Source organism: Sedimentitalea sediminis (genome assembly GCF_042687825.1).
In the GTDB taxonomy this organism is placed as follows: Bacteria; Pseudomonadota; Alphaproteobacteria; order Rhodobacterales; family Rhodobacteraceae; genus Sedimentitalea.
This window is the reverse complement of record NZ_JBHUQE010000001.1, coordinates 1-13,046: the sequence shown is the minus strand read 5'-3', so window position 1 is coordinate 13,046 and position 13,046 is coordinate 1. Positions and strand designations below refer to the sequence as shown.

The following is a 13,046-nucleotide window of genomic DNA, read 5'->3' as shown; positions in this document are numbered from 1 at the left end:
ATCTGCAGGTCCGACGGCCCAGGCTTTTGCGCGCATCCTGATGAAAGTCGCCGGCCCGCTGTGGGGCGTCAGACGGTCCGATCCGTGTCGATCCTGAACCAGCCGTCGGGCAGGATATCCGGGTTCACCAGCTTAGGATCGCCGAACCAGCGCGCCGGCCCGGCGACGCGTTTATCGGGATTGCGGTTCAGCCACGCGCCCCACCATGAAAACGACGAGTTGCCGATGATATTATGATCGCAAAGCGACATCAGCCGCATGTCCTCGAAATCGGTATCCGCTCCGTTGAAATCGATCACGACCTTGCGGCAGGGCAGGGGCAGGTTTTCTTTTGCCCAGCCCGGATCGTCTGAAAAGACATAAACCGTCGGGTCGCCGCCCAGCCCGTCCAGCACCCGCGCCAGGGCGGCGTCATAATAGGCCTGATCACACAGCACATGCGCCCCCAGCGTCAGATAGTCACCGCGCCGGACATGCAGCGAGACCGAAAGGCCCTCGTTGATGCGCCCGGCCATCGCCGCATTCTCTGCCGACGAGAAATCGGGAAAGCGGAAATCCTGCCGGATCAGATCGGCGGCGTGGGCGAAGTACCGTTCGCTCTGCCAATATCCATGCAGATAGCTGCCATCGCCAAAATCCTCGAACTGCGGATTGTATCCCAGCCCCTGTTCGCGACGGAACCGCCTGCTGGTCAAGCGCCAAAAGGCATAGCGCAGGGGGGCCTTTTTCCGCAGTGCCGGCAGGGTATCCGCGGCAACCACCGGAAGGTCGAAGACCCGGGTCAGAACACCTTCGCCCCGGGCCTCGGCCAGGCGCGCGTCCAGCGCCACCTGTGTGCCCAGCCGCGCGGCCAGCCCGCGCGCGGCGGCGTATTGAAACATCTGGTTGCCCAGGCGGCCGTGCAGGCGGGTGGTGATCATGGGATACAGCTCCGGTCGGCGGACACACTATGCGCATTATGGTATCCGCGCCAGCCGCCCAAGGCGTCAGATTGACCGGTACGTGATTTGCCTGAACGAGCACCTGTTTCCGACCCTGGGCCATGCCCGCCATTTGATTGCGGCATGGCGCGACGACTACAACAATCACCGCCCGCACTCGAGCCTCGGCAGCCGCACCCCGCAGGAGTATCACCAACGGTCAAGAAAGGACCAAACCCTGAACAGAGCTAACCTGTAAATGCGGTCTCAAAGGGGGGCAGGTCATGAAGTACCGCATGTTCCGTTGCAGGCAATAGAAAATAACACGGGAGGCAATGACAGTTCTGATGAACGTGGTGCCTCAAGAGGGACTCGAACCCCCGACCTTGTCCTTACGAATTGTTTGTCGGGTTTGGTGGACCTAGTTGCACACAAGCGCACGGCACCTGCTCAATCCATACAACCCTCTGGTAGAAAAGGCAATTTTCCAGTCTTGATCTTGCACCGCGTTGCACCCGACCGTCATCGATTATACCCTGCTCCCCTATTAATCCCCTACAGATTTCGGTTTGCCCTACTAATCCGCCAAATGCCTATGCCGGGGCTTGAACTGTCGTGCCCCACGAGCAATGCAGCGGGGCACGACGAATTTACCCTTCAGGGGGTTATTTCTTCTTGATGGTCTCCACCACGTGGGTGGACTTGCGTTGCGTGGCCTTCTTGACCGTGGTGAAACGGCCCGTCTTGGCGCTGCGGCCGACTTTGAACGTCTTGGATTTCATGTTCTGAACTTTCACTTTTGCGTTGAGGGTGGGAGGCGCGCTCACCGCGCCTCCCGTTTATTTGGGTGGGGTGGCTACTCCGGGATCAGAATAGGCCACGCCCGCAGCCCAAACGCTTTCGCGTAGAGCCGCTTGCCGGTCTGCGGGCACGTCCGCCAAGGGCGGAAGACGTACCGATAGCCGGGCGGAGGGGGTGTGTGACGCTTGGTCATAGCACTCTCCACTTCGGGGCGTATCTTGCCTTTTGACCCAAAATGCGCTAAGTGCAGTCCTTGCTAGGGAGACTGATTTGCGTTTTGGGAGGCTCTGCATCGTCAAGCCCCTGATGCACGATGAAGACATCCGTTTGGAGGCTCGGGCGCCAACCTGAGCCTTCTTTCGTTAGAGCCTCCCGTTCTTGTGGAGGTAGCGCAGACGGTTGCGCGCCGCCTCCCACGAGACGCCAAACCGCTCGATCAGGTCATCCTCTTCATCCGAAGCGCAAATGAAGCACTCAGGCATCAGGAACTCGGCGGCAAACTGGTTAGCCTGCGGCTCCGCGAGCCGGTAAGCCGGGGTGCCGTCTCCGCGTTTGGCACGGGCGAGCGGAATGTTTGTGTGCATCGCCCAGTGGCCCAATTCGTGAGCGGTGGTGAACCGGTCACGGCCTTCGCCGGCCCAGACACCATCATACACATCCTCGCGCAGCATGATGAATTCGCCCTTGGGACAGGTATAGCCCTCGGCCCGCCCCATCTCCTCGCGGCTGCCAACCTCGAAACGGACAAGCCCGAGCCGCTGATCCAGTACCCGTTCGATAATCTCGATCACCGGCACTCTGGGATTATCCGCCTGCCCAAGCTGGCGGCGCAGGTTGTCCGCGATGCCGCCAATTTCGGCCCAGCGCCGGGGCGGCACAATGAAGTCACTTTCGTCAGTCATTTCGCGTCCTTCTTGCTGAGGATTTGGAAGATGTTGTTGAGCTCCTCCTCGGACAAGGAGTTCATCCGGCGCGCCATCAGCCCGGCAGTGTCCCTTGCGAGGAGGGTGTCAGCCTCAAGCGTGAAGCTCTTTCGCGACCTGTCGGCGGCACGGCGTAGTGATGCTGCGGCATCCTCGGCCAGCTTGTATGCCTTGATCACGAGCTCAACGAAGCCCTCGGGCGGGGTCTTAGTGCCCCGCTCCACGGCAGAGATGAACGCCGACGATTTGTCCAGCCTCGCGGCCATATCCAGTAGTCGCTCATCCTCATCAATTCGCAGTTTCCGCAGCTCCTTCCCGATTTCTGTGGTCATGGTGGTCTCCTAGGTGGTTCAACACACAACATAAAGATATCGAACGCGCTCGTCAACCAGTCAGGTTAATTTCTCGCGCCCATCAGGTTAACAAGCGGATCATCGGCGCAATGCCGGTTGAGCCCGGTCGCCCGCCGCCGGTCGTGACTAGAACTTCATTGCGAATTACTGCTTGTACCACGCAAGGCACCTGAACCATGTAACCGGGCTGGGTAGAGCTCCCCCCATTGGGTCTCTGGACCAAAGCGGATTCACAAGAACGGCTAGCGTCCGTGAATTACCTATCTCAGCCTTCGGCTCTCTGGATTGTCACCACGTGCAAAAACCGGCGGCTGGGATGGTCGATTGCCCGTTCTTCCTTAGCCAGCACAGTCCAAGTCAGCGTGTCGGGGTAAGCTGATAGGGTCTTCATGTTCTGTGTTTCCGGGTCACGCTCGCCCCTCTGCACAACAATGCGCACACTCATTCCGGGTTCAAACATGTGGTAGGCGTTTTGGTGGACATGTGCTTCGGCCCGGTTTGCCTTGATGTTCTCTTCCCAGACCGAGAGAACGTGCACGCCATCGCTCGCCGCAGCGTGCCATTGCGAGCGGTTGATTCTTGGCACGCCTTGGTGGGCAAATGCTTCACCTCGGTTCATGGGCCATCCTCCGACACCGTATCAATATCGAGTTTGGGCAGGCTCCGAACGATCCGCATCGTTTCCAGCGACACGGTGATAACCCTCTGGAACAGTTCCAACGGGTATTTCGGGTCACCGATGGTTTCGTTGGCGTAGTCGTTGGCATCGTTCACGATGCCGCTGGCCTTGTCGGTTTTGACTACCTGCCGTTCCATAACCCACTCCAACGCGGGCTTGCCGTTCACCACGTAGTCGTACGCCTCCAACGGAATGTTCTGCATGCTGATGTTGTCGTTGTAGATGACGGTGGTCTTGTCCTTTTCTTTTCCCTTGCCACCGAACTTCATCTTCTTGACCCGATAGAACTTCACCGGATCGGCCTCGGCCTCGGGGATCAGGCGGTGGTCGCGTTCCTTGAACGTGACCATGTAGGGTTCGACGCTCTCAAAGTTTACATGCAGATCGCCCAGAGCTCGGCCTGCGTCCCTGAACGCGGCGAAGTCGGCAAAGCTTTTGACCGCCGGAATCCGGGGTAGTTGCTTGGCGAGGTTGTTCTTGAACCGCTCCCGATAGTCGGGCGAATGCAGCAGGCCGTAGATGTAATAGAACAGGTCTTCCTTGCTGATCTCCTCCCCCGGATAGGCGGCTTGGAAATGTGCGAGGCCGTCATCGGTGATCGCATCGCGGCGAGACAGGCCGCCCGCCTGATCGCCCGTGGCGGCGAAGAGGCCGTCATCGGGTTGGGTTTCTTCGTAAAGGTAGAGGGGGAAGCATTGACCTTTCTCGATGTTGTCGAGGCAGGGCACGTCCTTCGACATAAAGGCAGTGAAATTTCGAGCGCCAACGCCTGAAACTTGCATAAGCAGGTTCTCAGATGCGCCTGTCGGAAAAATACGATGCATCTGATAGATCATCGCATTGAACTGCCTATCAAAATACATCCACTGACGAAGAAATGGCCGGTACATTGACGTCATGACACGGCCTGCAGAATAGGTGTACCGCTTACCTTTTTCGAGGTCTTGAAATGCGTTTCTGTTCCAACTGAAACGTTTTTCCTCAATGGAGGCCAAGTCTGCCTTTTTCTCGGGGGCTTCGTCCATAAGGCGGTCACATTCCGAATTGTAAAACGCGATGCTCGCCTCCACGTTTCTTTCAAGCTTCGCACGAGACGAATTGTATGCCCAAGCATCTCGACCGCTTGCCACGCCAAGCGAATAGGTTGCGAACGTTATCGCCCCAGCGCCTTTGGATTTGTTTCCCAACTCTATGAATTGATCAAAACTGCGATCCACCTGATCCAGCCAGTCGTTGTTTTCATCTGGTGTGATCCTCTTCCAGCCTTTGGCTTTCGAAATGCCGTCAACCGAACCGAAGTCCCGAATGATCGCCAGTTTTTGCTTTTGATCGAGATAGTCGCCAATGTCGTGAAAATGGATGCATTCGTGTTCGGTGGCGTCAGGATTCTTGACGAGAACTGAAATCGCGATTGGGGCGCGGCTGCCTGAGCCAAAAATCTTGCCCCCTTCCTTTCGGGAAAGCTCACCGGACGTGCGTTGGTTTCCCCTAAGATGAAAGATGTACAAATCACTGAATTCTTCGGCGAGGCACTTACGCATACCATCGGCTGAATTGCCTTCAATCCATCCTGCATTGGTTACGAACGCCATAACTCCCGCGTTTCCAATACGTTCAGAGGCCCAGCGAAAGGCACGAATGTAGCTATCATAGAGGCTTTTGACCGAAGTCATGCGAGACGTCTCGGCATAGTTCTCGCGGATCGCAGCATCCAGTTGGGTATACGAGATATTCGCAGCGTTATCGTTGGCGCTGTTTTGCCCCACTGAATACGGCGGGTTTCCAATGATCACGCGGATATCCAGCGCCTTTTGTTTTGTCCGGCGTTCCGAGTTGTCGGGCAGTAGGTTCGCCACCATGTCGCGCTCCTGCTCGTACATCTGAAACGTGTCAGTCAGCAGAATGCCGGTGAATGGGTGGTAGGGCGCGTCCTCGCGCAGCTCGCCCTGAACCAACTCGTGATACACGGTCTCGATGTTGATTGCAGCGATATAGTAGGCCAGTAGCACGATCTCGTTGGCATGGATCTCCTGCTTGTACTTGTGCTCCAACTCCTCGGGCGCGATCAGACCTGATTGCAGAAGCCGCGTGATGAAGGTGCCTGTGCCCGTAAAGGGATCAAGGATGTGAACGCCCTTGGAGCCAAGCGTTTGCCCGAACTGGGCTTCCAACACGTCATTGACCGAATGGATGATGAAATCCACCACCTCCATCGGTGTGTAGACAATGCCAAGGCGCTGGGTCAGCACCGGGAAGGCGTTGCGGAAGAACCGGTCATACAACTCCGTAATCAGCGTTTGGCGACCTTGCGCCGTAATCACGCCCTCGGCACGACGCTCCACGCTGGCATAGAACTTGGCAAGGCTTTCGGATTCCTTGGCCAGATTGTGCTCGTGTAGCTGCCCAAGCACGATTTCCATCGCACGGGACACCGGGTTTTCCTTGGTGAACTTACTGCCCTTGAACAGTGCATCGAAGACCGGCTTAGTTATAAGATGCTGGGCCAGCATTTCGATGGCTTCGGCTTCGCTGATTTCGGGGTTCAGGTCGTCGTGCAATTCTTCGACGAAGGCTAGAAACGCGTCCCGTTCTGCCCCCGGCTTGGCCACGATAGTGGTAATGCGTGTGATGTGGGTTTGGGCGATCTTGGCAATGTCTTTCGCCCATGTATCCCAGTATTCGCGGGTGCCACACTTCTCCACGATCTTGGCCATGATGGCGCGGGTGAACTCGTCGAATATGAACTCGCCCTGGACCACCTCGCCGCCGTCTGGCCTGCGGTCCGGGCCGTCCTGCCCAATGCCAGCACCGGTCTTTTCTGCCTTGGTCTTGGTGGTGGCGAAGTCGTCTACAACGGCCGTCAGTTCCTTGAGTTCCGTTTCCGAGGAGATACGGACCAGTTCGACCTTGTCGCTGATATCCTCGCCCAGCTTGGCTTGGTTAATGCGCGCGTCTAGCCGCTCGTCGTGGGCGCGTAGGGCGTTCAGAATCTGCCAGACAACTTGGTACCGTTCGTTGTCGTTAAGGGCTTCCTCCGGCTTGGTGTCGGGCGGGATGGCAACCGGCAAAATCACGTAGCCCAGCTTCTTGCCTTCGGCCCTGCGCATGACGCGCCCAACGGACTGCACCACGTCGATCTGGCTCTTGCGCGGGTGCATGAACATGATGGCGTCGAGGGCAGGTACGTCTACACCCTCGGACAGCACCTTGGCATTGGTCAGGATGCGGCATGTGTTGTCGTCCGAGTCCGCCTTGAGCCAGTTCAGAAGCTCCTCGCGAGCACTGGCGTTGTAACTGCCGTCTACATGGCGAACTTCGGTTGCCAGTTGACTGTCATCTTCGATCAGTTCGTTTCCGGTGTATTCATCTACGACCTTGGCGAACTCGTCCTCTATGATCTTCGATTTTGCAATGCTCTGGCAGAAGGCCAACGCCCGCTTCATTGGGTGAGGGTCGAATTCAAGGTCGGAGGTCATGTCGGACTTGGTGAGCGCCTTGTAGCAGCCAATAATCTTGGTTGCGTCGTCAAGCGTTAGCTCGGCGCCTTCCTTGAGGCGGTTTTGAATGGTCGTTGAGATAAGCCCTTCGTCCACGGCCAAAACGACCACCTTGTAGTCGGTCAGAAGGTCGTTCTCGACTGCCCAGCCAAAGCCCCGGTGGAACAGGTCTTTTCCGAACTTCGCCTCGTCGTCCATGGAGGCTAGTTCGGCGTCGTGATCGTCTGCTTTGCGCTTCGCGGCATCCCCAAAGATGCGGGGCGTCGCCGTCATGTAGAGCCGCTTTTTGGCGGCTATGTAGCCGTTGTTATGGATACGGACAAAGGCGCTATCGTCCTCGTCCTTGAGAGTGACGCCGGTCGTCCGGTGTGCCTCGTCGCAGATGACCAAATCGAACTCCGGCAATCCGTAGTCCCTTTGGGCACGCGTAAGGACATCAATCGAATGGTACGTCGAAAACACTACGGTCATCTTGTCCGGGCTGGCAAGGTTGACCTGCCGTGCGATCTTCTCTGGGTCGGTGGTCGCGGGAAATCCCAGGTCGTGCACATTCAGGTCGAGACTATCTGCATCCGCATTTCGTCCAACTTTAGTATCCGAACACGCCGAGTAGGCAGTGAAGTCTTCTTGGCAGTCGTTCTTCCATTCACGAACTGTCTGGGACATGAGCGCAAGCGACGGCACCATGAACAGTACCCGTTTTCCCTTGCCTGCCATTTCCTCGGCAATGCGCAAGCCGGTGAAGGTTTTGCCTGTGCCACAAGCCATGATTAGCTTGCCGCGATCCGCGCCTTCGAGGCCATCGACAACAGCTTTCAATGCTTCGCGCTGGTGGTCTCTCAGCTGTTTTTTGGGTGCGAGACTGATCGTGCCCGTTCTTATGAACTGCGACCAGTCAATCCGGCTGGCTTCGAGTTCGCTGATCCCGATCCGGTTCCAGTCCTTCGATAGCTTGTCTAGCGTTTCGTTTGCGTTCCGGCCGAATTCTTTGCGTGTCGTATCTGCAATTATGAGGCGCGTGAAAGCATCGTTGGAAGCCGCAGAAATGAAGGTGTCTAAGTCAGGTTTTTGGATGCTGTAGTTTGGAGCGTAAAACTTGCACTGAATGGCCGCATAGCCCGATCCATCAACGAGGGTAGCGACTAGGTCAATTCCAATGTCTGTGCTACTCCACCCGTTCTCCTTGGCCCATACCGAAAACGGCACAACCTTGGAGTAGAATTGCTTTTGAATGTCGTCATTTTCCAAAAACACACGAACTAGACGTTCGAAGTAGTCGCCTTTTTCACGCTCGCTACGCGCCGACTTTCGGTAGGAATCTAATAGATCTTGCAGCTGCATCGCGGTTATTGGCCCCAAAACTCGTTTCTGTTGTTGGCAGAGCGCAACGAACGCCCGGTGCTGTACGTATTCGTAGCGATTGAGCGGCGTCGGTTCCACCAGTGATTGATGCGCTTGGCGCTGCTTTTGCACGCGTACGACGCAGTACAGCCTTTCATTGTGTTTGACACGGCCCGCCAACGCCTCATAATGCGATGAAAAGTCGAGCTTTTTCTCGAAATATGCCTATACTGGAGCGTGGCCAAAAGGAGGTCACGATGCCCAGTCTACGTCTTACCCGCCGCGTGATTGATGAAATTCCCTTTGCCGAGAAGGGGCAAGTCCTGTACCGCGATACGCTGCTTCCCGGCTTCGGTTTGCGTGTTGGAGCGCAATCTAAGGTGTTCTTTGCCGAAGGTCAGGTGAACCGCCGCACGCGGCGCGTCACCATTGGTCGCGCGGATGTTTTTGCGCCCGAGATTGCCCGCAAGAAGGCTCTGACGATCTTGGGTGATATGGCCGATGGGCATGACCCTAACGCCGAAAAGCGCCAAGAAGCCGCTGAAAAGGTGACGCTAGAAATTGGGCTAAAACGATTCTTGGAGGTCCGCAGCCTGTCCGAGCACACAGTCAGTCACTACCAGCGCACCGAGCGCCTGTACCTCAAGTCGTGGCGCAAGAAGCCTCTGAACGAAATCACCAGACAGATGGTGCTGAAAAAACATCAAGATATTGGCAAGAAGCATGGCGAGACCACGGCAAACAACGTGATGCGGCACTTTCGGTCGATCTATAATTTCGTTGCCGCGACCCAAGACGACTTCCCGCCGAACCCGGTGCAAATCCTGACGCAGGCGCGCGCATGGTATAAGGAACGGCGGCGTCAGACCGTAGTTACCGCCGTGGACCTGCCCGCGTGGTGGGAGGCCGTTATGGCGGAGCCGGAATATTCGCGCGACTTTCTGCTGACCGCGCTGTTCACGGGAATGCGCCGGGGTGAATTGACCAAGCTTCGCTGGGAGAACGTGGATCTGAAAGGCAAGGTGCTGCACCTGCCCACCACAAAGAACGGCGACCCGCTGCACCTCCCGCTGTCGGAGTTTCTGGCTGACCTGCTGGCCCAACGGCGCGAAGCCAACCCGAACTCTCCTTGGGTATTCCCGGGGCCGGGCCGTACCGGTCATCTGGTCGAAACGAAGAAGTTCCTTCTGCGCGTGTCGGCCGGGTCTGGCGTCAGCTTCACCCTGCACGATCTTCGGCGCACCTTTATCACCATCGCCGAGAGCCTCGACGTCCCCTACTACGCGCTCAAGCGCCTTCTGAACCACCGCACCAATGGCGACGTAACTGGTGGCTATATCGTAGTGAATGCCGAGCGCCTGCGGGAACCTGTCGAACTGGTGGCCAAGCGCATCCTTGAGCTGAAAGAGCCGCGCGACTGAACCGGCTTGACCCCTCCCCATCGACGGCGACTAGACCGAAGGGCAGGTGGAGCGATCCGGCTTCGAAGGAATCCACGATCAGCGTTCGTAGCTCGATATTTCGGCAAAGGAGTCAGAAGCATTTAACCCCTGATCACACACCTGTTCCCTCGCGCGCGCGAGCGCGAAACCGTAAATTGCTGGAGGGTTTTGCATCCGTGCAAAAGTTCCTTGACCGGTGCGCAGCATGAAGTTTAAGGCGGTTGACAGGAAGATTACCCAAAAGCGGTGTGACAACCGTGGGGCGGTGCAAGTCCGTAATCGGCGGTTGGGGATTCACCATTTATTTGGCCCCCATAAGCGGGAAGTTCCCGCCCGAGGTCTAAGGCCCACTCTGGCAGACTTAGAAACCTCACACGTGAAATATCACGTGATGCCGAAGGTAATCTGACAATGACAAATGAAGTCACAGCACACGCGCATCCCACTCACAGCGCAAAAGCAGATCTGAAAAAATCCCTACTCACCACCAAAGAAGTAGCCACCCTTACCGGGTTCAGCACATCGTATTTCGAAAAGGGTCGAATAAACGGATATGGACCTGACTTCCTGCGCATTCGTGGGCGGATTCTGTACCGCCTTGAAGCCGTGGAAAACTGGCTTGCGGCGCATGAATGCCAGCCGAAAGGGGGCGCGGATGACCGGTAATCTAAAACCCAACCCGATCCGCGCTATTGAGTTTGTCCGCTGGCTGACCTCAGAGGCGCCTGTGCACCTTGAGTCTATGGCAAGCCAAGGCAAGGCGGCACCGAAGGTCAAGGTATTTGGCATTTCGGACAACGATCAGGCTATTTCCTTCGTTGCGTCCGGCAACGCGGAGGACGTCCAGCGTAATATGTACTTCCTGCCAAATGCCGAGTTCCTGGATGGCGTGCGTAAAAAGGTCAACCTGAGAGCTGCACGTTTCCTGCATGTCGACCTAGATTATAAGGACTATCCCGGCGACGAGACTGACCAAGAAGCGTTCGTCATGAGTATTCTGATGGACGACGATAAGCGTCCTAAGGGTATACCGCGCCCATCTGCAATCTGGAAAACGGGCGGCGGCTGTCAAGCAGTTTGGAAGCTGGACGAACCGCTGGAAGTCGAGAAGGCGGAAAAACTCAACGAAGCCCTGCTATTCGTGCTTCAGGGTGGACCGGGAACCCATAACGCCGACCGCCTGCTTCGCCTGCCTTGGACGATGAACTGGCTCAATGACAAGAAGCGCGCGGATGGTCGCGAACCTGCTCCGGCATGGCACTTCGAGCCGATGGATCTTAAGAAGCCGCCTCGCACTTACTCAGTGGGTGACTTCCGGGTGAAGCTGCCCAAGGAAGTTAAGCAACCTACTGCGGTGCTCGCACCTGTGGTCGAGATCGAACCGCTTCCGCTCCCCGACCATCATTACGAAGTGCTGCCGCCAGAACCGGATTGGGCCGAGGCAATTATGACCGGGAACAATCCCCCCGGTAGGGCTTACGCATCCCGGTCCGAACTGGTTTTTGCGGCTGTTATTTGGATGCTTGGCAAAGGGATGCAGCCGGGGCATGTCCTTGCGATCATCCTCTCGCCCGATGTAGGCATCAGCGCCCATGTGCTGGAACAGCCAAACCCTCTTACCTATGCGCGTCGTCAAGTGGTGCGCGCGATCGCTGCGATTGAGGTACGTTCGGGCGGCTGGCCGATCCGCGATGACGATGGTCGGCCTGTTAGGAATCTTCCACAAAACATCCGGTACGCGCTGGCGGTGCTGGGCGTCGATGCCCAGCGCAATACTTTCACGGTAACGGACGAGTTTCGCGGCTACGGCCTTGATGGGCGTGACCTGAACGATATCGTGGAAATACTGTCCAGCTCGTTCCTGCGCGATTTGGATTTCATTGCAGCTCCCGCGTACATCAAACGTGAGCTACTCTCCATCGCGCATGAGCAGAAGTACCACCCGGTGAAAGACTATCTTGGCGGCCTCGCGTGGGACGGTAAGCCTCGTATCAACAGTTGGCTGGCTGACTACTGCGGTGCCGAAAACAACGCGCTGAACGCTGAATTCGGCAGCAAACTTCTGATCGCTGGTGTGCGTCGCATTAAACAACCGGGCGTCAAGTTCGACACGATGCTGGTACTCGAAGGTGCGCAAGGGGCAGGTAAATCCCAAATCGCTCAGCGTCTTGCCATACGCGAAGAGTGGTTCTGCGGCAGCCTCGATCTCAAGAGCGACGACAAGACCAAGGCCGAGATGATGACACGCGCCTGGATTGTCGAGTGTCAAGAGTTGGACGGGATGAACAAGACGACGAGTCAGAGCCTCAAAAAGTTCCTCAGCACTGCTGTCGACATGTTCCGCCCGGCCTACGCTCGCAGCACTTCGGAGTTTCGGCGGCACTGCATTATCCTGGGCACGACCAATGAACTTGCCTACCTTCGTGACCTGACAGGCAATCGCCGTGTCTGGCCTGTGGCAGTCGGCAAGATTGATCTCGTGCGCTTTGCGGCTGATGTTGATCAGCTCTGGGCAGAGGCGGTCGTGCGGGAGGCCAAAGGCGAGTCGATTACCCTGTCGCAGCATCTTTGGGACGCAGCATCGAAGGTACAGGGACGACGCATGGTCGAGGACGCCTACGCGGACGTTCTTGAGGATGCCTTTGGCGAGGCTAAGGGGCGAGTTTCTATGGACAGCATCAAACTGCTTCTTGGCATCGACACAGCCCGCATGACGCCTATGGATGCCCGGCGGATCAAGGCGATCATGGCGGGACTGGGGTGGGACTATGGCTCCCACCGCCTCCATGATCTCGGCAAGCTCGAAAAGGCCCAGCGTAAAGGGTTCGCACGTGGTGACGCGGATGAGCGTAAGACCGAGTTCATCGCCAGGCGCATGGACGGTGGTGTGGTCGTGATCGTACCTCTCGACGTACGATATGATGAACCGCCGTTTTGAGCTGCCCAGCGCAACCTGTAACGTAACATAAGGCCCAAACTGGCCTGTACTACCCGGCGGGGCACTATGGTGCCCCGCCATTTACTTTTCCAAACCCTTCTGAGCTAAGTTACGGTTACAAGTTACAAAGTAAGCGTCCGGTCTGACTGCTC

The 13,046-nt window shown here is 57.0% G+C and carries 9 protein-coding genes and 1 pseudogene; 4 read left to right on the top strand and 6 right to left on the bottom strand.

Going from position 1 to position 13,046, the window contains the following annotated elements:
• Positions 1 to 68 precede the first annotated feature (68 nt).
• The gene (locus ACFMPD_RS00050; protein ID WP_380990157.1) at positions 69 to 920 is read right to left on the bottom strand and encodes an alpha-1,2-fucosyltransferase; all 852 of its coding nucleotides are present in this window, start codon (positions 918 to 920) and stop codon (positions 69 to 71) included.
• Positions 921 to 1,008: 88 nt separating this feature from the next.
• Between ACFMPD_RS00050 and ACFMPD_RS00045 the strand changes: the two are divergent.
• Positions 1,009 to 1,179 (top strand): annotated as a pseudogene (locus ACFMPD_RS00045) (integrase core domain-containing protein); the annotation flags it as partial.
• Positions 1,180 to 1,585: 406 nt separating this feature from the next.
• On the opposite strand, the gene ACFMPD_RS00040 reads toward ACFMPD_RS00045, so the two are convergent.
• The 5 genes from ACFMPD_RS00040 to ACFMPD_RS00020 all read right to left on the bottom strand — a co-directional run bounded on the left by ACFMPD_RS00040 (position 1,586) and on the right by ACFMPD_RS00020 (position 8,646).
• The gene (locus tag ACFMPD_RS00040) at positions 1,586 to 1,747 is read right to left on the bottom strand and encodes a hypothetical protein (protein ID WP_380990155.1); all 162 of its coding nucleotides are present in this window, start codon (positions 1,745 to 1,747) and stop codon (positions 1,586 to 1,588) included.
• A gap of 336 nt (positions 1,748 to 2,083) precedes the next feature.
• Entirely contained in the window at positions 2,084 to 2,623 is a 540-nt protein-coding gene (locus tag ACFMPD_RS00035) for an ImmA/IrrE family metallo-endopeptidase (RefSeq protein ID WP_380990152.1), read from the bottom strand.
• Complete coding sequence (locus tag ACFMPD_RS00030; RefSeq protein ID WP_132599065.1) at positions 2,620 to 2,976, bottom strand: helix-turn-helix domain-containing protein; 357 nt, start codon at positions 2,974 to 2,976, stop codon at positions 2,620 to 2,622. The genes ACFMPD_RS00035 and ACFMPD_RS00030 overlap by 4 nt, the downstream gene beginning before the upstream one ends.
• 286 nt (positions 2,977 to 3,262) lie before the next feature.
• Positions 3,263 to 3,616: a hypothetical protein gene (locus ACFMPD_RS00025; RefSeq protein ID WP_380990148.1), complete on the bottom strand. Its 354-nt coding sequence runs from the start codon at positions 3,614 to 3,616 to the stop codon at positions 3,263 to 3,265.
• Positions 3,613 to 8,646: a DEAD/DEAH box helicase gene (locus ACFMPD_RS00020; RefSeq protein ID WP_380990145.1), complete on the bottom strand. Its 5,034-nt coding sequence runs from the start codon at positions 8,644 to 8,646 to the stop codon at positions 3,613 to 3,615. The genes ACFMPD_RS00025 and ACFMPD_RS00020 overlap by 4 nt, the downstream gene beginning before the upstream one ends.
• 125 nt (positions 8,647 to 8,771) lie before the next feature.
• Here ACFMPD_RS00020 and ACFMPD_RS00015 point away from each other — a divergent pair, with 125 nt between their 5' ends.
• The 3 genes from ACFMPD_RS00015 (at position 8,772) to ACFMPD_RS00005 (ending at position 12,894) form a co-directional block, all read left to right on the top strand.
• Positions 8,772 to 9,935, top strand: coding sequence for a tyrosine-type recombinase/integrase (locus ACFMPD_RS00015; protein WP_380990143.1), 1,164 nt, complete (start codon positions 8,772 to 8,774; stop codon positions 9,933 to 9,935).
• Between the two features lie 432 nt (positions 9,936 to 10,367).
• Entirely contained in the window at positions 10,368 to 10,622 is a 255-nt protein-coding gene (locus ACFMPD_RS00010; protein WP_380990140.1) for a helix-turn-helix transcriptional regulator, read from the top strand.
• On the top strand, positions 10,612 to 12,894 hold the full coding sequence (locus tag ACFMPD_RS00005) for a virulence-associated E family protein (protein ID WP_380990137.1): 2,283 nt from the start codon (positions 10,612 to 10,614) through the stop codon (positions 12,892 to 12,894). The genes ACFMPD_RS00010 and ACFMPD_RS00005 overlap by 11 nt, the downstream gene beginning before the upstream one ends.
• Positions 12,895 to 13,046: the final 152 nt, after the last annotated feature.

What these genes read in the sequence shown, in the direction of transcription:
- ACFMPD_RS00050 (WP_380990157.1), bottom strand. Translation starts at nt 920, where the DNA reads ATGATCACCACCCGCCTGCACGGCCGCCTGGGCAACCAGATGTTTCAA.
- ACFMPD_RS00035 (WP_380990152.1), bottom strand. Translation starts at nt 2,623, where the DNA reads ATGACTGACGAAAGTGACTTCATTGTGCCGCCCCGGCGCTGGGCCGAA.
- ACFMPD_RS00030 (WP_132599065.1), bottom strand. Translation starts at nt 2,976, where the DNA reads ATGACCACAGAAATCGGGAAGGAGCTGCGGAAACTGCGAATTGATGAG.
- ACFMPD_RS00025 (WP_380990148.1), bottom strand. Translation starts at nt 3,616, where the DNA reads ATGAACCGAGGTGAAGCATTTGCCCACCAAGGCGTGCCAAGAATCAAC.
- ACFMPD_RS00015 (WP_380990143.1), top strand. Translation starts at nt 8,772, where the DNA reads ATGCCCAGTCTACGTCTTACCCGCCGCGTGATTGATGAAATTCCCTTT.
- ACFMPD_RS00010 (WP_380990140.1), top strand. Translation starts at nt 10,368, where the DNA reads ATGACAAATGAAGTCACAGCACACGCGCATCCCACTCACAGCGCAAAA.
- ACFMPD_RS00005 (WP_380990137.1), top strand. Translation starts at nt 10,612, where the DNA reads ATGACCGGTAATCTAAAACCCAACCCGATCCGCGCTATTGAGTTTGTC.